This window comes from Streptomyces sp. NPDC086554 (genome assembly GCF_040686095.1).
Lineage (GTDB): Bacteria > Actinomycetota > Actinomycetes > Streptomycetales > Streptomycetaceae > Streptomyces.
Genome location: NZ_JBFBJK010000051.1, coordinates 1 through 20,611 on the forward strand (window position 1 = coordinate 1; position 20,611 = coordinate 20,611).

22 protein-coding genes are annotated in these 20,611 nt (G+C 71.7%); 8 read left to right on the forward strand and 14 right to left on the reverse strand.

The features are described from left to right. Positions 1-104: 104 nt before the first annotated feature. Positions 105-1,172, reverse strand: coding sequence for an alkene reductase (locus tag AB0O76_RS43140; protein ID WP_365503194.1), 1,068 nt, complete (start codon positions 1,170-1,172; stop codon positions 105-107). A gap of 139 nt (positions 1,173-1,311) precedes the next feature. Here AB0O76_RS43140 and AB0O76_RS43145 point away from each other — a divergent pair, with 139 nt between their 5' ends. Next, the gene (locus tag AB0O76_RS43145; RefSeq protein ID WP_365503197.1) at positions 1,312-1,845 is read left to right on the forward strand and encodes a MarR family winged helix-turn-helix transcriptional regulator; all 534 of its coding nucleotides are present in this window, start codon (positions 1,312-1,314) and stop codon (positions 1,843-1,845) included. Positions 1,846-1,965: 120 nt separating this feature from the next. Here AB0O76_RS43145 and AB0O76_RS43150 read toward each other — a convergent pair whose 3' ends face one another. The 6 genes from AB0O76_RS43150 to AB0O76_RS43175 form a co-directional block, all read right to left on the reverse strand. Next, positions 1,966-2,988 (reverse strand): maleylpyruvate isomerase family mycothiol-dependent enzyme, encoded by a 1,023-nt coding sequence (locus AB0O76_RS43150; RefSeq protein ID WP_365503200.1) that lies wholly within the window; start codon positions 2,986-2,988, stop codon positions 1,966-1,968. After that, complete coding sequence (locus AB0O76_RS43155; RefSeq protein WP_365503203.1) at positions 2,988-3,590, reverse strand: sigma-70 family RNA polymerase sigma factor; 603 nt, start codon at positions 3,588-3,590, stop codon at positions 2,988-2,990. The genes AB0O76_RS43150 and AB0O76_RS43155 overlap by 1 nt, the downstream gene beginning before the upstream one ends. 70 nt (positions 3,591-3,660) lie before the next feature. Continuing rightward, positions 3,661-4,707, reverse strand: a complete 1,047-nt coding sequence (locus AB0O76_RS43160; protein WP_365503206.1) for an aminotransferase class V-fold PLP-dependent enzyme — start codon at positions 4,705-4,707, stop codon at positions 3,661-3,663. An 84-nt stretch (positions 4,708-4,791) separates the two neighbouring features. After that, on the reverse strand, positions 4,792-5,511 hold the full coding sequence (locus tag AB0O76_RS43165) for a DsbA family oxidoreductase (RefSeq protein ID WP_365503209.1): 720 nt from the start codon (positions 5,509-5,511) through the stop codon (positions 4,792-4,794). Positions 5,512-5,589: 78 nt separating this feature from the next. After that, entirely contained in the window at positions 5,590-6,090 is a 501-nt protein-coding gene (locus AB0O76_RS43170) for a GNAT family N-acetyltransferase (protein WP_365503212.1), read from the reverse strand. 44 nt (positions 6,091-6,134) lie between these two features. After that, positions 6,135-7,097, reverse strand: coding sequence for a helix-turn-helix domain-containing protein (locus tag AB0O76_RS43175; RefSeq protein WP_365503267.1), 963 nt, complete (start codon positions 7,095-7,097; stop codon positions 6,135-6,137). A 146-nt stretch (positions 7,098-7,243) separates the two neighbouring features. Here AB0O76_RS43175 and AB0O76_RS43180 point away from each other — a divergent pair, with 146 nt between their 5' ends. Next, on the forward strand, positions 7,244-8,773 hold the full coding sequence (locus tag AB0O76_RS43180; RefSeq protein WP_365503215.1) for an MFS transporter: 1,530 nt from the start codon (positions 7,244-7,246) through the stop codon (positions 8,771-8,773). On the opposite strand, the gene AB0O76_RS43185 is transcribed toward AB0O76_RS43180, so the two are convergent. Then, entirely contained in the window at positions 8,757-9,365 is a 609-nt protein-coding gene (locus AB0O76_RS43185) for a DUF1349 domain-containing protein (RefSeq protein ID WP_365503218.1), read from the reverse strand. The genes AB0O76_RS43180 and AB0O76_RS43185 overlap by 17 nt on opposite strands. Positions 9,366-9,370: 5 nt before the next feature. Continuing rightward, on the reverse strand, positions 9,371-10,900 hold the full coding sequence (locus tag AB0O76_RS43190; protein ID WP_365503221.1) for an aldehyde dehydrogenase (NADP(+)): 1,530 nt from the start codon (positions 10,898-10,900) through the stop codon (positions 9,371-9,373). A 157-nt stretch (positions 10,901-11,057) separates the two neighbouring features. On the opposite strand from AB0O76_RS43190, the gene AB0O76_RS43195 reads away from it, so the two are divergent. The 6 genes from AB0O76_RS43195 (at position 11,058) to AB0O76_RS43220 (ending at position 16,941) form a co-directional block, all read left to right on the forward strand. Further along, positions 11,058-11,828 (forward strand): IclR family transcriptional regulator, encoded by a 771-nt coding sequence (locus AB0O76_RS43195; protein ID WP_160504308.1) that lies wholly within the window; start codon positions 11,058-11,060, stop codon positions 11,826-11,828. Positions 11,829-11,830: 2 nt separating this feature from the next. Then, positions 11,831-12,310 carry a GNAT family N-acetyltransferase gene (locus tag AB0O76_RS43200; RefSeq protein WP_365503225.1) on the forward strand — a complete coding sequence of 160 codons (480 nt, stop codon included), beginning with the start codon at positions 11,831-11,833 and terminating at the stop codon, positions 12,308-12,310. Positions 12,311-12,406: 96 nt separating this feature from the next. Then, positions 12,407-13,393, forward strand: a complete 987-nt coding sequence (locus AB0O76_RS43205; protein ID WP_365503228.1) for a hypothetical protein — start codon at positions 12,407-12,409, stop codon at positions 13,391-13,393. After that, positions 13,390-14,655: a histidine kinase gene (locus AB0O76_RS43210; RefSeq protein WP_365503231.1), complete on the forward strand. Its 1,266-nt coding sequence runs from the start codon at positions 13,390-13,392 to the stop codon at positions 14,653-14,655. Before AB0O76_RS43205 ends, AB0O76_RS43210 begins: the two co-directional genes overlap by 4 nt. Positions 14,656-14,729: 74 nt before the next feature. Beyond that, entirely contained in the window at positions 14,730-15,398 is a 669-nt protein-coding gene (locus AB0O76_RS43215; protein ID WP_365503234.1) for a response regulator transcription factor, read from the forward strand. Between the two features lie 94 nt (positions 15,399-15,492). Further along, positions 15,493-16,941 carry a penicillin-binding transpeptidase domain-containing protein gene (locus AB0O76_RS43220; RefSeq protein WP_365503237.1) on the forward strand — a complete coding sequence of 483 codons (1,449 nt, stop codon included), beginning with the start codon at positions 15,493-15,495 and terminating at the stop codon, positions 16,939-16,941. A 57-nt stretch (positions 16,942-16,998) separates the two neighbouring features. Here AB0O76_RS43220 and AB0O76_RS43225 read toward each other — a convergent pair whose 3' ends face one another. From AB0O76_RS43225 to AB0O76_RS43245, 5 genes are all read right to left on the reverse strand, one after another. After that, positions 16,999-17,721 carry a hypothetical protein gene (locus AB0O76_RS43225; protein ID WP_365503240.1) on the reverse strand — a complete coding sequence of 241 codons (723 nt, stop codon included), beginning with the start codon at positions 17,719-17,721 and terminating at the stop codon, positions 16,999-17,001. Then, positions 17,718-18,005 carry a PadR family transcriptional regulator gene (locus tag AB0O76_RS43230; RefSeq protein WP_365503270.1) on the reverse strand — a complete coding sequence of 96 codons (288 nt, stop codon included), beginning with the start codon at positions 18,003-18,005 and terminating at the stop codon, positions 17,718-17,720. The genes AB0O76_RS43225 and AB0O76_RS43230 overlap by 4 nt, the downstream gene beginning before the upstream one ends. 86 nt (positions 18,006-18,091) lie before the next feature. Further along, positions 18,092-18,844 carry a CPBP family intramembrane glutamic endopeptidase gene (locus AB0O76_RS43235; protein ID WP_365503243.1) on the reverse strand — a complete coding sequence of 251 codons (753 nt, stop codon included), beginning with the start codon at positions 18,842-18,844 and terminating at the stop codon, positions 18,092-18,094. A 136-nt stretch (positions 18,845-18,980) separates the two neighbouring features. After that, complete coding sequence (locus AB0O76_RS43240) at positions 18,981-19,784, reverse strand: HAD family acid phosphatase (protein ID WP_365503246.1); 804 nt, start codon at positions 19,782-19,784, stop codon at positions 18,981-18,983. A 159-nt stretch (positions 19,785-19,943) separates the two neighbouring features. Beyond that, complete coding sequence (locus AB0O76_RS43245; protein WP_365503249.1) at positions 19,944-20,534, reverse strand: TIGR03086 family metal-binding protein; 591 nt, start codon at positions 20,532-20,534, stop codon at positions 19,944-19,946. Positions 20,535-20,611: the final 77 nt, after the last annotated feature.

The window sequence follows — 20,611 nt, forward strand, 5'->3', positions numbered from 1 at the left end:
CTGGGGGCCGGGTCACTTCCCTCTGTTTATTAAACCCCCAAAAAATTTTGGTTGCGGCGCCCCGCCACCGGCGGGGGGGGCCCCGCCTCGCGTCGTGCCCTCGCTTACAGCGCCGGGTAGTCCGTGTAGCCCTTCTCCGTGCCGCCGTAGAACGTGGCCGTGTCAGGGGTGTTGTACGGGCCCTCGGCCTTGAGGCGGGCCGGCAGGTCGGGGTTGGCGAGGAACAGCGCGCCGAAGGAGACGACGTCCGCGGTGCCGTCCTCGATCAGGGCCAGCGCGTCGGGTCCCGTGGGGCCCTCGGTGGAGGGGTTCAGGACGAAGGTGCCGCCGAAGCCGCCGCGCAGGGCGGAGACCAGGTCGCGGACCGGGCCCACCTCCATGACGTGCAGATACGCGAGGTTCAGCGCGTCGAGCTCCTTCACGAGGGCGGTGTACGTCGCCTCAAGATCGTCCTGAGGCTCGGAGATGTCGTTGAAGGGGTTGCCCGGCGAGAGGCGGATGCCGGTGCGCGCGGCGCCGATCTCCGCGGCGACCACCTTGGCCGTCTCGACCGCGAAACGGATGCGGTTCTCCGGCGTTCCGCCCCACTCGTCGGTGCGCTGGTTGGAGCCCGGCGCCAGGAACTGGTGGATCAAGTAGCCGTTGGCGCCGTGCAGTTCGACCCCGTCGAAGCCCGCGTCGATCGCGTTGCGGGCCGCGGCCGCGAAGTCGGCGATGGTGGCGCGGACCTCTTCACCGGTCAGCTCGCGCGGCGTGACGAAGTCCTTGGGGCCGTCGGCCGTGTAGACCTGGCCCTTGGCGGGGATCGCCGAGGGGGCCACGTTCACCAGGCCGTCGGGGAGCAGTACGGGGTGGCCGATGCGGCCCGTGTGCATGATCTGGGCGAAGATCTTGCCGCCCTTGGCGTGTACGGCTTCCGTGACCTTGCGCCAGGAGGCGATCTGCTCGGCGGAGTGCAGGCCCGGGGTGTCCGGGTAGCCCTGGCCGACCACGGACGGCTGGATGCCCTCGGTGATGATCAGGCCGGCCGAGGCGCGCTGCGCGTAGTACTCGGCGGTGAGCTCCGTCGCGGTGGCGCCGTCGCCCGCGCGGCTTCGGGTCATCGGGGCCATGGCGATGCGGTTGCTGAGCGGGGTGCCGGACAGGTCGATGGAGTCGAACGCGGTGGTCATCAGGTGCCCCCAGGCATTGGGATACGTTTATGTTGGTCGGCCAAGTAATCCAACCGGGAGCCACCATAACGTATTCCTTGGCCGACCAAGTTAATATGTGAGGGAGACTGTTCCGACCATCGAGCGACCTGGAGTTGCGATGACCGCCGAGGTCGAGCCCCCCTGTACCGACGCCGAGCGCCTGCCCACCGCCGCGCGCCGTGGGCCCGTGAGTCACACCGTGAGCCGAGTCGCCCGGCTGCACCGGATCGCCGCGGGCAAGGTGCTGAAGGGGGTCGGGCTCTATCCCGGCCAGGAGTTCGTGATGATGTACCTGTGGGATGCGGGGGCCGTGCGGCAGTCCGCGCTCATCAAGGCACTCGACCTGGACCCGTCGACCGTCACCAAGATGCTGCAGCGCCTCGAGCAGGCGGGGCATGTCCTGCGGCGGCCGGACCCCGACGACCGGCGTGCGGTACTGGTCGAGGCCACGGACGCGAGCTGCGGACTGCTGCGGGAGGTGGAACTCGCCTGGGGCGACCTGGAGGAGCACACGCTCGCGGGGCTCGACGAGAAGGACCGCGCAGAGCTGACCCGCCTCTTGGGCCGAGTGGAAGCAAACCTCTGCACAGAAACGGCGGACTGCCCGGTGGAGGCCCGCAGGGCTGCGGCGGCGGCGACGGGCGGGGTGTAGCGGCACCCATCCGGCCGTCTTTGCTGTGGGCAGGCGTTCCGCAGGGCGGAACAGGTGGGCACAGCCCCGATGCCGGGTCCCGATGCAGCAGGGCGGCGGGGCAAGCCCCAGCCCCAGGGCTCACAGCCAGGACAGGGCGGAGGCTCGGTTCAGGAGGCGGCCGGCGGCCGCCTCGTCGCCCGCGACCCCGCGAGGAACCTGCGCGGGGTCACTGCGGCCCCCGACAAGCAGGCAGAAGTCCACCGGGTCGAGGACCAGCTCCGCCGCCACGGGATCGGCCTGACTGCCCAGGACCCACTCCACCTCGCGCCCGTCCCCCGACACCGTCAGGGCGACCGGCTCCGCACTCGCCCCCACGGCCCGGTCGAGGATGCGTACGGCAAGCCGCACCAACTGCCAGAGGTGGTCGGCGAGCGGCGGCGGGACAGGGATGTCCAGGGCCCGGCCGATGTCGTCCGTGTGCACCCACGTCTCGAAGGCCCGCACCCGGAAGTGATCCGCAAGCGGAAGGCGGACGCCCATCAGCGTGGTGGCCCGCCCGGCCAGCTCCGGATCGTGCGCCGCCGGGGACGCGAGCAGCGCGGCGGACTGCGCCCGCCAGTCCGCGACCGTCTCGGCGGGCGCCCGCCGCCGCTCGCGGGAGAGGGCATCGGCCGTGCGCGCGGCCCACACCGCACGCCAGGGCGTCCCGTCCACGGACACGGGCGGCGACGCGGGCGCGCCCGTCTCCAGGCCGAGACGCCGGGCGAGTGACTCGTCGGCGGCGATCAGGTGGGCGACGGTGTCGTGCACATCCCAGTCGTGTACGACCGGAGTCCCCCAGGGTCCGTGCTCGTCCAACTCCCCCAGGAGCGCCTGGAGTCCGGCCACGGCGGCAGCGTACGGCGCGGCGTGTGCCGCGGTCCGCGGAGCCGCCGTACGGGCGCCGAGCGCGCCGGCGAGGGCGCGCCCGGCGGGTGCGGGCCCGGCGGGGAGCGGCGGCCCGTCCAGGTCGCGCACGGCCGCCCGCAGCCGCGCCGCCTCCGCGGCGCACAGCTCGCAGTCGGCCAGGTGCGGGGCGATCACCCGCTCGTCGCCCGGCATGAGCGCGCCGAAGGACCAGGCGCCGAGGAGTTCACGTATGGCTTCGTGATCCGTGGTCATCACGCGCCTCTTTCGCCTGGAGCGTCGGCAAGTGCCGGGTCGGGTGGGTCCGTGAGGGCTTCGGCCAGGGTGCGCAGGGCCGTGCGTAATCGGGTCTTCGCGGTGCCCTCGGGGATGCCGAGCTCCACCGCCGCCTGGCGGTAGGTGCGGCCCGCGAAGTAGGCGAGGTGCACCACCTGCCGCTGCGGGAGCGGAAGCCGGGCCAGCGCGGAGTGCAGCAGCAGGGAGCGTTCTCGTGCCATGACCACGTCCTCCGGGGGCGGGTCCTGCGTCGGGATCGTGTGCAGCGTCGCGTCGTCGGCGTGCGCCGCCTTGCGGTGGCGCTCCTCGCCGCGTACCCAGTCCACCGCACGCCGGTGGGCCAGCATGGAGAGCCAGGTGCGCAGACTGCCGCGCCGGGCGTCGAACGCGTAGGGCCGCGACCACAGGTGGGCGAAGACCTCCTGGGCCACGTCCTCCGCCCCGGCGGGGCTGCGCGTGACGCGGCCCGCGATCCGGTGGACGAGGCCGCCGTACGCGTCGTACGCCTCGGCCAGCGCCGTCTCGTCGCCGTACACCAGCCGTTGGTGCAGCTCGGTGTCCTTGAAAGGCTGTTCCGCCACTGTCCACCACCGCCTCGTGCGGCCGCCCCGTCCTGCCTTCCTAGCGTGCCGCCGCCCCGCGCGCCAGTGTTCAGCCGGACAGCACGTCCAGGAACCGGTCCACGTCCGCCTCCGTGTTGTACAGGTGGAACGAGGCGCGCAGCAGCCCCGCCCGGGCGGAGGCGATGATCCCGGCGCTGCTCAACTCGGGCTCCCTGTCGGCGAGTCCGGGCACCGACACGATGGGCGACGTGCCCGGCACCGGTTCGTGGCCCAGTGCCACGAGTCCGGCGCGGTAGCGGGCCGCGAGCGCCGTGTCGTGCGCGTACACCGCGTCGATGCCGATCTCTTCCAGGTACGCGAGGGACTCGGCCGCGCCGTGGTAGGCGAGGAAGGCGGGCGGCTCGTCGAAGCGGCGTGCGTCGGGGGCCAGTTCGGTGAGCGGGCCGTACGTCGAGTTCCAGGTGTCGGCCGAGGCGAGCCAGCCGCCGTGCAGCGGGACGAGGGACTCCTGGGCCTCCTCGCTCACCGTCAGGAACGACGTGCCGCGCGGGCACAGCAGCCACTTGAAGGCTCCGGTGACGGTGTAGTCGTACAGACCCGCGTCGAAGGGCAGCCAGCCGGCCGCCTGTGTGGCGTCGTTGAAGGTGCGCGCGCCGTGGGCGGCGGCCGCCGCGCGCACCGCCGCGTCATCGGCGATCCGGCCGTCGGCCGACTGCACGGCGGACCACACGACGAGGTCCGTCGCGGGGCCGATCGCGTCGGCGAGGTCCTCCAGGGGCACGTACCGCACCTTGAGGTCGCCGCGCACCACGAAGGGGTTGATGATCGAGCTGAAGTCGCCCTCGGGGAACAGGACTTCGGCCCCCGGCCGCAGCGAGGCGGCGATCAGACCGGTGTGCACGGCGACCGAGCCGCCGCAGGCCGCGCGCCCGTGGTCCACTCCGACGAGCCGCGCGAAGGACCTGCGTGCGGCGTCCACGATCTCGAAGTCGCCCGATCCGCCGCGTCGGCCCGCGCCGTTCTCGGCCGCGAGGGCATGGATGGCCGCCACCGCACGGCCGGGCAGCAGCCCGCAGCTCGCGGTGTTCAGATACGTCGACGTGGGCGCGAAGTCGGCACCGTTGATGATCCCCATGGGATCAACTCTCGTGCCTGCCCGCGCCCACGTCCATCGCCGATGCGTACGGGGAACCTGTCAGCGGTGCTTAAACGTCACCGGTCAGACATCCGCTCCGGGCTGCGGAACCGCACAGCCGTCGGGGCCGCAGGCATCGCCGTCCGCGAGGGTGGTCAGCGGCGAGCGGCTGCCCCACGCCTGCTCAAGGGCCTGCGCGAAGACGTCGGCGGGCTGGGCTCCGGAGACGCCGTACTTGCGGTCGAGGACGAAGAAGGGCACGCCGTTCGCGCCCAGTTCCGCGGCCTCGCGCTCGTCGGCGCGCACGTCCTCGGCGTACCGGGCGGAGTCGGCGAGAACGGCGCGGGCGGCGTCCGCGTCGAGACCGGCGGCGACGGCGATCTCCACGAGCCGCTCGTCGTCGTCGAAGACGGACCGCTCATCGGCGAAGTTGGCCCGGTACAGGAGCCCGATCAGCTCGTCCTGCCTGCCCTGCTCCTTGGCGAAGTGCAGCAGGCGGTGCATGTCGAAGGTGTTGCCGTGGTCGCGGCCCTCGGTGAGGTAGTCGAGGCCCTCGGAAGCGGCGTTCACGCCGAGGTTCCGCTCGGCGTCCCTGGCCTGCTCCTCGCTCATGCCGTACTTCTTGGCGAGCATCGGGATCACCGGGCCGCTGTCGCCCTTGGGGCGCGTGGGGTCGAGCTCGAAGGAGCGGTGCACCACCTCGACGTCGTCACGGTGCGGGAAGGCGGCGAGCGCCTTCTCGAAGCGGGCCTTGCCCACGTAGCACCAGGGGCAGGCGATGTCGCTCCAGATCTCGACGCGCATGTGTGCAGCTCTTTCCAGGTCGTACGGGTGGTGCGGAGGGTCCCTCCGGTCAGTTGAACAACGTACGACCGTCGTGTCTCATTCCCCGGCTTCCCCGGCAGCGTCCGACACGGCCAGGCGCATCCGCAGATGGGTGCCGCCGCCGTCCGCGCGCTCGGCGGGCCGCCAGCCGTGGCGGGCGTAGAAGGACTGCGCCCGGCGGTTCTCGCGGTGAACGTCCAAGCAGGCCTCGCGGATGCCGTCGGCCCGCCACTGCTCCACGCACGCGGCGTGCAGCGCGGCGCCGACGCCCGCGCGCCAGTGGGCGGGCTCGACGTGGAACTGGAAGAGCCGCACCGTGTCCGCCGCGTCGCCATCGGGCGTACGGAAGGACGCGAGGCCCACGACGCGCCCCTCCCGGACCGCGCACAGCACATGCCCGTCGCGGCGCTCGACAGCGCCCCGCCACATCGCGGGCCCGTCGACACCGGCGCTCTCGTCCGGCAGCCCTTCGGGGTAGTACGTGGCGCGGGCCCGGGCGTGCAGGGCGGCGAGCACGGGGGCGTCGGCGGGCAGTGCGGTACGTATGACGGTCGGCATCGCTGCCTGCTTCGGTGTGGGGAGTGTCGGGAGCGCAGAGTGGATCACGCTGCGATAGACGTACGCCGCGCTTTCTGAGTTCCGGGGCGCGTGGCGGGGCGCGTCCCGAGGCGGCTGAACTGGGCGCGGTAGGCGCTCGGCGTGAGCCCCGTGCGGCGCACCAGATGGCCGCGGAGCGAGTCGGCCGTGCCGAGGCCGCACGCCTGGGCCACCCGGTCCATGGGGAACGACGTGGTCTCCAGGAGCTCCTTGGCCCGCTCGATGCGCTGGTGAAGGAGCCACTGCAGTGGGCTGACCCCGCTCTCGGCGTGGAAGCGCCGGGTCAGGGTGCGGACGCTGACGCCCGCGTGCCGGGCCAGGTCGGTGAGGGTGAGCGGCTCGTCGAGGCGCCGCATGGCCCAGCCACGGGTGTCGGCGCAGGCGTTGCCGCGCTCGGGCGGCAGCGGGGTCTGGGTGAACTGGGTCTGGCCGCCGGGGCGCACCGGGGCGACGAGCGCGGCCCTTGCCACCTCGTTGGCCACCGCCGCCCCGTAGTCGCTGCGGATGATGTGCAGGCACAGGTCGATCCCTGCGGCGTACCCGGAGGACGTCATCACCTGGCCGTCCTCCACGTAGAGGACGTCTCCCTTGAGGTCGAGCGCCGGGTAGCGGCTGCGCAGCTCCTCCGCCAGCTGCCAGTACGTGGTGGCGCTGCGCCCGTCGAGCAGGCCCGCCTCGGCGAGGACGAAGGCGCCGCTGCAGATGGAGGCGATGCGGGTGCCCGCGTCGGCGGCCTCGCGGACGGCGGCGACGGTCAGCGGGTCGGGTTCGTAGCGGTGTCCGGTGCCCGCGACGAGGAGCGTGTCGGCGTCATGTACGGCGTCGAGCCCGTGCTCCACGTGGAGGCTGAGGCCGCCGGTGGTCGCGATGGCGCCGGGGCGCGGGGTGCAGACGACCACCTCGTAGCCGGGGCCGCCCGGCACCTCGACCTTGCCGAGGAGCATCTCCGGGATCGCGAGATTGAACATCGACACAGGTGAGGGGGCGATGACGACGACGCGATGGGCGCGGTGGGCACGGTGGTCACCCTGGGAGCGGGGCATGGCCAGAACCTCCGGACGTATGGCATTCAGGCCACTACTGTAGCCGCGCCGCCGCCCGCAGACTCATGGACATGGCAACGAACTCCCTCACCGAAACCCCCGGCCACACGGGCAACTTGACGGAACCGCACCCCCGACCGCACCCCCGGTCCGCACCACCCGGCAAGGGCCGGACGTCACCCGTCCTCACCCTGGTCGCCGCCATGCTGGGCTTCGCCCTGATCACACTCGACGCCTCCGTCGTGAACGTGGCACTGCCCGCGATCGGCGACACGCTCGGCGGCGGCATGTCGGGGCTCCAGTGGGTCGTGGACGCGTACACCCTCGCCTTCGCCGCGCTGATGCTGTCCACCGGTGCCCTCTCGGACCGGATCGGCGCGACCCGGGCGTACGCGATCGGCATCACGGTCTTCACGGCTGCCTCCGTCGCGTGCGGCCTCGCGCCTTCGCTGCCCGCGCTGATCGGCGCGCGGGTGGTGCAGGGGATGGCGGCCGCTGTGGTCCTGCCCGCCTCGCTCTCGCTGGTCCGTCAGGCGTACTCGGACGCGGCGGGGCGGACGCGTGCGGTGGCGATGTGGGCCGCGGGCGGTTCGGTGGCGGTGGCGCTCGGCCCTGTCGCGGGCGGCGCGCTGACCACGGCGTGGGACTGGAGCGGCATCTTCTTCATCAACGTCCCCCTGGGCGCGGTGGCACTGGTGCTGCTGCTGCGGGCACCGCGCTCGGAGCGACGGCCCGCGCCGCTGGACCTGCCGGGGCAGGCGCTGGCGGTGGTGACCCTGACGGCGCTGACCTTCGCGGTGATCGAGGGCGGTACGACGGGGCTGATCGCCCTGGTCGTGGCGGTGGCCGGGGGTGCCCTCTTCCTCCGGACGGAGACACGACAGCCCCATCCGGTGGTGCCGCTGGCCCTGTTCCGCAACCGGACGGTAGCGATCACCGTCGCGGCGGGGGCGGCGTGCAGTGTCGCCTTCTACGGTCTCGTCTTTGTCTTCAGCCTCTTCTTCCAGCAGGTACAGGGGCGTTCGGCGCTGTGGGCCGGGCTGATGTTCCTGCCGATGACGGGGCTCATCGCGGTGACAAATGTGGTGGCGGGGAAGCTGGCGGCGCGGGTGGGGCCGCGGGTCCCGATGCTGGCGGGGCAGTCCCTGGCCGTACTTGGGCTTCTGGTACTTCTCTTCGCCGACGCGTCGACGCCCGCGGTCGGCCTGGCGTTCCTCATGGTGCCGTTGGCGCTGGGCTGCGCGCTGACGGTTCCGCCGCTGACGTCCGCGATGATGGAGGCAGTGCCTTCGGAGCGGGCGGGGCTTGCGGCGGGGGTCCTGAACTCGGCCCGGCAGGTGGCAGGGGGCTTGGGGATCGCGGCTTTCGGGGGCCTGGTGGCCGGGGACTTCGTCTCCGGGATGCGGGTCAGTCTGCTGATTTCGGCGGGTCTCCTTGCGGTGACAGGGCTGGCGACGCTGGGGTTGCGCCCCGAAGGGGCGCGGGGAACTGCGCGACCAGCCACGACGGCGCCGCAGCATCGCACAGCCGGGGGACCGGGGTCCGGGGCGGAGCCCCGCGGCGGCCACCCCACCCGCGGGGTGACTAAGAACCGTCCCTGAGGCCCACCGGCCAGTTCGGGCGGAACTCGAGGGACTCGAACGACACCACGCACCCCTCCCCGACAGGGGACTGCGCCATGAACCCCACCAGCGCGGCCCCCGCCGCCTCCTCATCGCCCAGCGAGAAGATCCGGACGAACGTCCACCGCTCCCCGTCCGGTGAGGCGTGGAACGCGAACGCGGAGCCCGTGCGGCTGACCCGGAGCCACACGCTGCTGCCGTCCACCACGAACGCGTTGGCGTCGTCGGAGCGGCCACGGGTGACGACCGTGCACACCGTCGCCTCGTCCGGCGAGCGCTCAAGGCAGAGCTTGGCCCACTCCCGGTCGCCGACATGCACGTACAGCGCACCCGCGTCGAACGCCGCCGCGAACCCCACCGTGACCTTGGCGATCAGCTGGAAGTCGCGCTCGGGGGCGCCGAGCAGGCGAGGCGCGTCCGACGCGGGGTCGAGCGCCTCGCCCGTCGGCGGCACGAAACGGTCCTGCCGGGCTCCGGCCCAGCCGGTGAGGACCCCGTCCTCGTACGACCAGTGCCCGTCAGGGCCGTACGTGCGCAGGGAGAAGGGCAGTTGCGGGATGTCGACGTCCATGGGCGTCAGTGTTCCAGGCGCCCGTCGTAGCGGCGCGGCAGCCCCAGCGGGTTGTCGTCCCGCAGCTCGGGGGGCAGCAGCGCCTCCGGAGTGTTCTGGTACGCGACCGGACGCAGCCAGCGCTCGATGGCCGTACCGCCCACGGACGTCGAGGTGGACGTCGTCGCCGGGTACGGTCCGCCGTGGTGCTGCGCGGGCGCCACGGCGACCCCGGTCGGCCAGCCGTCGACCAGCACGCGCCCGGCCAGCGGCGTCAGTTCGGCGATCAGCGCCGCCCCGCGCCCCTCACCGGCCGCCTCCCGCGCGGAGAGCTGCACGGTCGCCGTGAGGTTGCCCGGCAGGCGGGACAGGACCGCGGTGATCTCCGCGTCGTCCTCGTAGCGGGCGACGACTGTCACCGGCCCGAAGCACTCCTCCAGAAGCAGATCGTGCTCTCCCTCGGAAGCCAGCCGCGCCGCCGGAACCGTCAGGAACCCCGCGCTCACCATGTGCTCGCTGCCCGCGCCCGGCGTCACCGGCGCGTCCACGTCCGGCAGTCCGCCGCGCTCCCGCACCCCCGCCACGAAGTTGTCCCGCATCCGGTGGTCGAGAAGCACCCCGGCCTCGGTGTCGCTGACCGCCTCGGTCAGGGACTTGATGAACCGGTCGCCGCCCGCGCCCGACGGGGCGAAGACCAGGCCCGGCTTGACGCAGAACTGGCCGACGCCGAGCGTCATCGAGCCCGCGAGCCCGGCGCCGATCTCCTCGGCGCGCTCGGCGGCCGCCGCCTCGGTCACCACGACCGGGTTGAGGGAGCCGAGTTCGCCGTGGAAGGGGATCGGCACGGGACGGGCCGCCGCCGCGTCGAAGAGGGCGCGGCCGCCACGGATCGAGCCGGTGAACCCGGCGCCCGATACGAGCGGATGCCGGACCAGTTCCACGCCCGCCTCGAAGCCGTGCACGAGGCCGAGGACGCCCTCCGGGATGTCGTGCCGGTTCGCGGCAGTCCGAAGGAGCGCCGCGACCAGTTCGGACGTGGCCGGATGGTCCGGGTGCGCCTTGACGACCACGGGGCAGCCCGCGGCGAGCGCGCTCGCGGTGTCGCCGCCGGGGACGGAGAAGGCGAAGGGGAAGTTGGACGCGGAGTAGACGGCCACGACACCGAGCGGGATCTTGTAGCGCCGCAGGTCCGGGATCGGCGGGGTGGCACTGCTGTCGGGGTGGTCGATGACGACGCCCAGGAAGGCGCCCTCGTCGACGACGTCCGCGAAGGCCCGCAACTGGAAGCAGGTGCGGGCGAGTTCGCCGGTCAGTCGGACCGGGCCGAGCGCGGTCTCCGCGTCCGCGGCCTCCACGAGCTGATCCTTGGCCCCGTCGAGCAACTCGGCCGCGGTACGCAGGAACGCCGCGCGTACGGTGCGGTCGGCGAGCGCGTCCTTGGTGGCAAGGGCGGCACGTACCGTCTGGTCCACCTCCTGGGCTGTGGCTTCCACCGCAACCTGCTCGCGCTGCTTCCCGGTTCGGGGGTCGACACTCCAGACTGGTGCTGCTGCCACCGCGGGCTCCTCAAGATGTGTTGCCGATGTGTTGCCACAGATGCACTCAGATGTACTGCCACTCACCTGCGCTGTTCGATATGCTGAACAGTGTCTCCCATGATGAATAGCGGAGACTTCGGAGACTATTTCTCGTCGAACTAAGGGGTCAAGGGCGATGTCGGCTGGCGAGACTGGCGGGGCGCAGGTCAAGTCCGCGGTGCGGACGGTGGAGTTGCTCGAATATTTCGCCGGCCGCCCCGGAATGCACTCCCTGGCCGCCGTCCAGGAAGCCGTCGGGTACCCCAAGTCCAGCCTCTACATGCTCCTTCGTACGCTGGTCGAGCTCGGCTGGGTGGAGACGGACGCGACGGGCACGCGGTACGGCATCGGGGTGCGGGCCCTGCTCGTGGGCACGTCGTACATCGACGGCGACGAGGTGGTGGCGGCGGCGCGTCCGACCCTCGACCGCCTCTCGGACGACACCACGGAGACGATCCACCTGGCGCGCCTCGACGGCACGAACGTGGTCTACCTGGCCACGCGCCAGTCGCAGCACTATCTGCGGCCCTTCACGCGGGTCGGACGCCGCCTCCCGGCGCACTCGACGTCCCTGGGCAAGGCGCTGCTCGCCACGCACACCGACGAGCAGGTCCGCAAGATGCTCCCGGAGACGCTGCCCGCGCTGACCGAGCACACGATCACCGACCGCGAGAAGCTGATCGAGGAGCTGCGGACGGTGCGCGAGCAGGGCTTCGCGGTGGACCGCGAGGAGAACACGCTGGGGCTTCGCTGCTTCGGCGTCGCGATTCCGTACCGCACGCCCGCGCGGGACGCGATCAGCTGCTCCGTGCCGGTGGCGCGGCTCACGCCCGCGCACGAACAGATGGTGAAGGACGCGTTGTTCGACGCGCGGGACCGGCTGACACTGGCGACTCGTAGGCTCTGAGCATGGTGAACACAGATGTCAGTCTGCGCCCGGTGCACGACAGCGATCTCCCGGTCTTCTTCCGCCAGATGAACGATCCCGAGGCGAACCGCGTGGCCGCGTTCACCTCGCCCAAGGCTGCGGAATGGGACCTCTTCGCGGCGCACTGGAACGGGCTGCGGGAGTCGCCCGACGTCGTCGTGCGGACGGTCCTCGCGGACGGGGACGTCGTGGGGAACGCGGCGGTGTACGGGGAGCCGGGCGAGCGGGAGGTCACGTACTGGATTGACCGCGCGTACTGGGGGCGGGGCCTTGCGACGGCCGCGCTGCGGGAGCTGCTGGTGGAGGTCCCGGAGCGCCCGCTCTACGCGCGGGCCGCCGCCGACAACGCGGGCTCCCTGCGCGTCCTTGAGAAGTGCGGCTTCCGGGTGACGGCCGCCGCGCGGGGCTTTGCGCACGCGCGGGGCGAGGAGATCGACGAGGCGGTGCTGATGCTGGGGTAGGGGCGCTTTTCCTGAGGAACCCCTCCCCCGCACGGCGGACCCGGATCATCGCCGCGCAGGACGTGCCCGGCGCGCCCCTCCGGGAGCGTAGGACGCATGACGCTCACACTCGGCCCCGCCACAGCCCGCACGGCAGTTCCCCGCACCCTGCGAGCCATCGCGATCCTCGCCTGCCTCCCCTACCTCACCCTCAAGATCGCCTGGATCGCCGGCAGCCACATCGGCATCCCCGAAGGCAGCAGCCTCCTCCAGCACCGCACCACCATGATCTTCGCCAACAGCCTCACCGTGCTGATGGACGCCTGCGTCATCCTCCTCGCCCTGCTCCTGACCCGCCCCTGGGGCCTGCGCACCCCCGCCTGGCTGCTCGCGATCCCGATGTGGGCGGCCACCGGACTGCTGACGCCGATCATGGCCGGTTTCCCGCTCCAGCTCCTGGTCAAGGCCCTCGGCGGCAGCGTCAACGAGCCTTCGGCCGACGACGGCAGCAGCGCCTTCCTCGACGCGTGGGTCTTCGGCGTCGTCTACACCGGGTTCATCCTCCAAGGCCTCACCCTCGGCGCCCTCTTCGTCCGCTACGCCCGCGACCGCTGGGGCCACCTGTGGCGGGGCCGTGTCCAGGACCTCTCACGGACCACTCCCACGAGCACCCGTCGTATCGCCGTCGCCGCCGCGCTCCTCGCCATCGGCCCCGCGACCCTGCACCTCCTGTGGGCCACCGGCGCCACCCTCGGTCTCGACGAGGCGAGCGCCGAGCAACGTACGACCGACTTCTACCTCCTCGAAGCGCTGGACATCGGCTACCTCGGCGCCGCCGTGGCCGGCGGACTCCTCATCGCCTTCCGGCGCATGCCCGCACTGCCCGTGAAGGTGCCGCTCGCGCTCGGCTGGCTCGGCTCCGGAGCTCTCGCCTGCTGGGGCGGCTGGCTGCTGTTCGCCCTGTTCATCGGCGGCGACGACATCGCCGAGCGGCCGACGACGCCGATGCTCCTGACCTACGCTGTGCAGATGATCGTCGGGCTGCTTGTGGTCACCCTCGGGGTGCGCTTCTTCAGGGACCCCGCCTTCAAGGACCCCGCGTGACGGCATTCGCCACGACTCTCGCCACGGCCCTGTTCGGGCGGCGGGCCCGCCGCCGGTGGATCCATCTGATCCTCGGCGGCGCGCTCGCCATGCCGTACGTCTTCGTGGGCTCCGTCATCGTGGGGCCGCTGCTCGGCGAGAACGTCGTCTTCGGCTCGCTCACCGCCCAACTGGCCTCGTTCGCCGTGGGGTTGCCGCTCGCCGCGATCACCGCGCTCTTCCCGCTCACCCGGCCCATGTCGGTGGCTGCCGTACGCGCCCTGTGCGACGTACCGGGCGAGAGCCTCGCCGACGGGCCCGCGCGGTCCCGCACGGCGCGCGGTCGCACCGTCGCATGGTTCACGCTGCACCTCGGGTTCGGCGGGATCATCAGCGGGATGTCCCTCGCGCTGCCGCCGTTCGCGGGGGTGCTGATCGCGCTGCCGTTCGCCGCCGTGCTGCGCGACAGCCGGGTCGGGATGCCCGAAGTCTTCGGCGAGGGCTGGCTCCTTGCGCTCTCCCCGGTCATCGGGATCCTCTCCCTCGTCGCGCTCGCGGGGTGCGCGGCGGGCGCCGGGACCCTGCTCGCGCGCTGGGCGCCCGAGCTCCTCGGGCCCACGCCCGCCGACCGGCTCGCGGCGGCCGAGCAGCGCGCGGCGGACCTCGCCGTGCGCAACCGGCTCGCGCGGGAGCTGCACGACTCGGTGGGGCACGCCCTGAGCGCCGTCACGCTCCAGGCGAGCGCGGCCCGCCGGGTCCTCGACAAGGACCCCGAGTTCGTCCGTGAGGCGCTGACCGCGATCGAGGAGACGACCCGGCGCACGGTGGGTGAACTCGACGCGGTCCTGGGGGTGTTGAGGGACGGCGACCAGACGGCACCGACCGCCCCGGCCCCCACCCTCGCCGCCGATCTGGACGGGCTGCTCAAGCGGACCCGCGCGGGCGGCCTGCGCGTGCGGTCCACCGTGGACCTCGGCCCGCAGGGCCCGGACGCCCTGCCCCCGATGGTCTCCCGCGAGGCGTACCGCATCGTCCAGGAGGGCCTGAGCAACGCGCTGCGGCACGCGGGCCCCGACGCCGCGGTGACCCTGCGGATCGCCCTGGACGGCACCGACCTGGAGATCCTCGCGCAGAACCCGCTGCCCGTCGCGGGCGCCGCGTCCCGCCCGGGCGGCGGCCACGGCCTGCGCGGCATCACCGACCGCGCCCGGCTCCTGGGCGGCACGGCCGACGCAGGACCGGTCGACGGCACCTGGCGCCTGTGCGTACGACTCCCCCTGTAGGGCCCGCACGGCCCCGAACCTGTAGGCCCGCACGCCCCCGAACCGAAGAAACCGAAGAAGCCGAAGGAATCCGCATGACCGAGACCGCCGCAGGCCCCATCCGCATCGTCCTCGCCGACGACGAACGCATGGTGCGCACCGCCCTGCGCGTGATCCTCTCCGCCGAGGACGGCCTTGAGGTGGTCGGCGAGGCGGCGACCGGCGCGGAGGCAGTGTCCGTCGTGCGCGAGCTGACGCCCGACGTGGTGCTCATGGACGTCCGCATGCCGGAGATCGACGGCATCCGGGCCACCGAGCAGATCCTGCGGACGCAGCCGGATCCGCCCCGCATCGTGGTCGTGACGACCTTCGAGAACGACGCCTATGTGTACGAGGCGCTGCGCGCGGGAGCCTCCGGGTTCCTGCTCAAGCGGGCCGACGCGGACTCGCTCGTACAGGCGGTGCGGCTCGTCGCGCGCAGCGACTCGCTGCTCTTCCCCGCGGCGGTGCGCGCCCTGGCCGCCGAGTACGCGCGCGCCGAGCCCGCGGCCCCGGCCTGGGTGGCCAGGCTCACCGGGCGGGAGAGCGAGGTGCTGCGGCTGATGGCGGCGGGGCTCACCAACGCGGAGATCGCCGGACGGATGGGTGTGGGCCCGGCGACGGTGAAGACCCATGTGGCGTCGGTCCTCGCCAAGACGGGGGCGCGGGACCGCACACAGGCGGTGATCGCGGCGTACGAGGCGGGCTTCATGAAGGACGCCTGACACACGCCTGACACCCCTGGTCCGACTATGAGGAATCTCTAAGAAACCCGGCAGAACGGAACGAAAGCATCCGTGCCGCTCGTCCTTTCACGGGATGAACAAGACGATCAGGCATGCCTCGGTCTTCACGCTGCTGCTCGTGCTCGCGCTCCTGGTGCGGGCGACGTGGGTGCAGTTCTACGACTCGAAGGCTCTCGCGGACGACAAGCTGAACCGGCGCAACGCGATCGAGCAGTACGCGAACCCGCTGGGCGACATCATCGTGGGCGGTGACGCCATCACCGGCTCCGCGCGGACGAAGGGCGGCGACCTCGCGTACAAGCGCACGTACAACGACGGCGATCTCTATTCGGCCGTCACGGGCTACAGCTCGCAGGTGTACGGGGCGACGCAGATCGAGGGCATCTACAAGGACATCCTCGACGGCACCGACAACCGGCTGAAGAACCCGCTGGACACGGTCACCAACAAGCGCGCCGACCCGGGTGACGTGGTCACGACGATCGACCCGGCGGTGCAGAAGGCCGCGTACAAGGCACTGGGCGACAAGAAGGGCGCGGCGGTCGCGATCGACCCGAAGACCGGCAAGATCCTCGGCATGGTCTCGACGCCGTCGTACGACCCCTCGGAGATCAGCGGTTCCACGGACTCCAAGGAGTGGAAGGCGCTGACCGGCGACGAGGACAAGCCGATGGTCAACCGCGCGCTGCGGCAGCCGCTGCCGCCGGGTTCCACGTTCAAGCTGGTCGTCGCGGCGGCGGCTCTCGAGGACGGCCGCTACGCCTCCGCCGACACCAAGACCGACAGCCCGAACCCGTACACGCTGCCCGGCACGACCACGGTCCTGAAGAACGAGAACGCGAGCGCGCCCTGCGAGGACGCGACGATCCGTACGGCGCTGCAGTACTCCTGCAACAACGTCTTCGCGAAGATGGCCGTCGACCTGGGCCAGGACAAGGTCAAGTCGATGGCCGAGAAGATGGGCTTCAACGCCGACAAGCTGGACGTGCCGGTGCGCGCGTCCAAGAGCGTCTACCCCTCCGACATGGACAAGGCGCAGACGGCCCTGACCGGCATCGGCCAGTTCGACGTGACGGCGACGCCGCTGCAGATCTCGATGGTCTCTGCCGCGATCGCCAACGGCGGCGAGCTGGTCGCGCCGCACATGGTGTCCCAGATCACCGACTCGGACGGCAATGTCCTCGAGTCGTACGACGACGCGGACTCCGAGCGGGTGATGAGCGAGGACACGGCGAGCGAGCTGCAGTCCGCGATGGAGGCGGTCGTCGAGGACGGCACGGGCACGAACGCGCGGATCAGCGGCGCGGACGTGGGCGGCAAGACGGGCACGGCCCAGCACGGCGAGAACAACAGCAAGACGCCGTACGCCTGGTTCACGTCGTACGCCAAGGGCAGCGACGGCAAGGAGGTCGCGGTGGCGGTGATCATCGAGTCCTCGGACGCGGCAAGGTCAGAGGTGAGCGGCAATGGCCTGGCGGCGCCGATCGCAAAGGCGATGATGTCAGCGGCTCTCAAGTCCTAGCCGCTGCTGGCAGCACCTGCCGGTGCTGCCGCCGAAAGCGACGGCACCCCGCGGAGGTCAACGGCGCGACTTCCGCACCTGCCAGCCCCAAAGGCAGGCAAGCGGAACCAACGCCCCCACCAAAAGCCCCCCGGCGAAGCCGAACCCACTCGCGGCGTCGCCGTCATCGACGGCAACAGCAACACCCGCCAGGACGACAGCCGCGGCCACAACACCCACCAGCGCATAGAACCGCCGGCTGAAGAAGCTCCCCCGCCCAGGAACCCCCGGCGGCGCCGAAATCTCCGCATCAGGCCCGACGCTCGCAGCCCGCGGCCGCTTGAACCACGCGTACACGATCCAGTTCCCGCACGCCTCCCACCCCTCAGGCGCAAGCCGCTCGTCAAGCCCCTCCCGCCCCCGAGTGATCAGCTCACGCCGGTACTCCCACCGCTGCGGCCGCTCAAGATCCCGATGGCTGACGAACCGCCCGAGCGCGTCGACCCGCTCGACCTCCCACCCCTCACCGCCGAAGCGGTTGAGCAGCTCCTCGTCGACGTATGTGTCGGCGGTCCACCGCCACGTCTCGACGTGCCCCTCAGGGACCTCGTGCCCCGCCCCCTCGGCGGGAGCCAGAGCGTGCGCGAACTCCTCCACGGGCCCGAACTCGGCCTCCGGCTCCGCCCCGCCCGACTCCTCCAGGTGCGCCCGCAGATCCGCGACGGTCGCCTCGACCCGCTCGGCGGGCAGCCCGTGCTCCCGCAACCGACCGGCCAGGTCCTCGAAGTAGCTCAAGCTCATCGCACACCCGCCTTTCCCAGCACCTCACGTACGGATGCGTCAAAGGCGAGCCACAGTCCGCCCTGCTCGCCGAGCGTCTCGCGCCCCGCGTCCGTGAGGGAGTAGTAGCGCCGCCCCGGCCCCTTCTCCGTGGCCCGGAACTCGGCGGCGACGAGTCCTGCCTCCTCCAGGCGGTTGAGTACGGGATAGAGCGTGCCGCCCTTGATCTGCCCGAACCCGGCGGCGCCGAGCAGCTTGGCGATCTCGTAGCCGTAGCTCTCGCCGTCGGTGAGGCCGGCGAGCACGAGCAGATCGAGTACGCCCTTGAACCAGCTGGCCCTGCGGTCGGTCTTGGCACCCGATGACGAGGGTGTCGCGGGTGGGGTCACGCTCAGCTTCCCTTCGGGGCCGGCGCGTACGCGGGCACGGAACCGATCGGCTCCGGTTCGGGGAGGGTCAAGTCCCGTACGGAGAGGGCGACATGGACGGCGACGGGCAGCAGCAGACTCCCGCTCGTCGCATAGAGTCCGGCGAACAGCGCCCCGAAGCAGCCGAAGGCGAGGACGCCGCTGCGGCCCTGGTAGAAGCCTGCGACGGCGTACACGAGCACCGAAAGGGCCGCCGCCACATAGAGGTTGAGGCCGAGCACGCCGACGCCGAAGGCGATCAGGAGCCCGCGGTAGACGAGTTCGGCGCAGAGGCCGTCGGTGACGGCGACGGCGATCGCGAGGCGGCGCTCCTGTGCCGTACGCGGCAGCATCGCCTGGATGGAGGCGAGCCCCGGCACGTTCCTGCCGCCTTCGGCGAGGGAGCGCATGTGCCGCCCTGACATCACGGTTACCGCTGCCACCGCGACGATGACGACGGCCGTGGTCGCGGGCGAATCGGGCGCCGCGATGCCGAGGTCGGCGGCGGCCATGCCCGGCGAGAGCAGCAGCACGGCCACGGCGAGCGCGGCGAAGACCCACCAGAAGGCGAGCACGAAGGTGAAGTAGCGGACGAGCGCACGCGGTTCGGTGTCGCGACGGCGCGCGAGCGAGCCGTAGACGCGGCGGCCGAGCCAGGGCTCACCGAGCAGCAGATAGGCGCCGAGCACGGCGGTGACGGCGGTGGACGCTGCCGAGAAGTCCGGCGAGACGGTCATGGGATCCCCCTTCCCGAAGGGGCCGCGCGGCGCGTGCCGCACGACCCCATGAGCATGTGAGCTACCTAGACCGTAAAGCGACCTAGTCAGGAATGCAACCTATCTCGCGATGCCGACCATGGCATCGAGCAGCGGCCTACTCCACGTAATACGTCGGGTTCGGCAGCTTGTACGTCTTGTCCGCGTACCCGCCCGTGAGGTCGGAGACCTGGTCGCCGAAGCTGCCGACGATGTCGTAGCCCTTCGACTCGATGTGCCCCCGGGTGCCCTCCTTGAACTGCACGGTGGTGCACTCCCACTTGGCGGGCGTGGCGCAGTCGCTCAGGTAGGCGGGCGGGTTGGTCTTGTCCTTGGTGAACACGTGCTGCCGGTCCAGCTGTGTGTCGTATCCGGCCTTGGCTAGGTTGGTGACGGCGCCGTCGCGCTGCGACTCGCTCAAGCCGGTCAGGAAGAAGACCTCGACGCCCTTGCCCTTGGCGTACTGGACGAGCTCGGGCATGCCGAAGACGGCGGGGCGCTTGGCCGCCTTGACGTAGGCGTCCCAAGTGGCGCTGTTGTAGGTGTAGTTGGTGGTCTTCTCGTAGTCGAAGCTGAGCAGCGACGTGTCGTCGACGTCGAGGACGATCGCGGGCTTCTTGCCGTGGCCCGCGCCCTTCGCGCCGTGCGCCGCGGCCTTCCTGATGTCCTTCTTCGCCTTCGCCTGGATGCGCGCCAGGTCCTTGGCGTACGGACTGTCGGGCGAGGAGCGCCAGACGCCGTCGGCGTCCTGGTACGCGCCGTAGTAGTCGTCGATCTCACCGACGAGCAGGCCGATGTTCTGCGGTTCGGCGGTGTGCCGCGCCGAGGCGTTGTCGGCGGTGGCGGCGCCGGTGCCGTACAGCGCGGCACCGGCGACGGCACATGCGGTGGCGATACCCGCCACCCGTAGGGACTTGCGCATAGGGCGGTCTCTCCGGATCAGTGTCTGCGTAGGGGCAACAAGGTGAGCAGGTCAAAGCCTGTCTACGCGCCTTGTCTACGCGCATCACACGGACCCTCGCGAGACCCCGGGGAGACCCTTTACTCGATCGATACCTGATCCATGAGAAACAGCCTGCGGCTACGCGCCCGGCGTCCAGCCCGGATCCCGGCCGCTGAGGCCGATCACCCGGTCGAGGAGCGGGGCGTCGTCCGGCACCGCCACGACAGCCCCGAACAGGCCGCCCCTGGACGACTCGTCGCCCTCCTCGGGTGTCAGCACCGCCTGGGCCGCCGCGAGGCTTGCCTCGTCAGGGGCGTACGCCTGGCCCGTCGCGCGCGCCAGGTCCCAGCCGTGCACGACGAGTTCATCGAGGGCGACGATGCCCGCGACGGCTCCGGGCAGGTCGACGCCGCCCGCCCGCGTCATGCCCTCCCACGCCGCCGGGTCCCGCCATGCCTCCACCAACTCGTCGAGCAGTTTGGGCAGTTCGGCACGCCAGCCGGGCCCGACGTCCGGCACATGGTCCCCCGGGTCCTGGTCGAGCACCGGACTCATGTCCTTGCGCCCGGCGTCGCGGAACGCGCCGGTCAGCCCGATCAGATGACCCAGCAGATGGCGCACCTCGTACTCCGGACAGGGCGTGGGTCCCGAGAGCTGCTCGTCGGTGACGCCCTCCGCGACGGCCGCGACAAGCCGGGCCTGCGGAGCGAAGTCGATCATCTCTGTCATGGGTCCTCCCGAAGCTCGGCGACCCTGCCCCCGGGCCGCTCTCCTGACCCTGTAGACCGGCCCGGCGCCCAAAACTC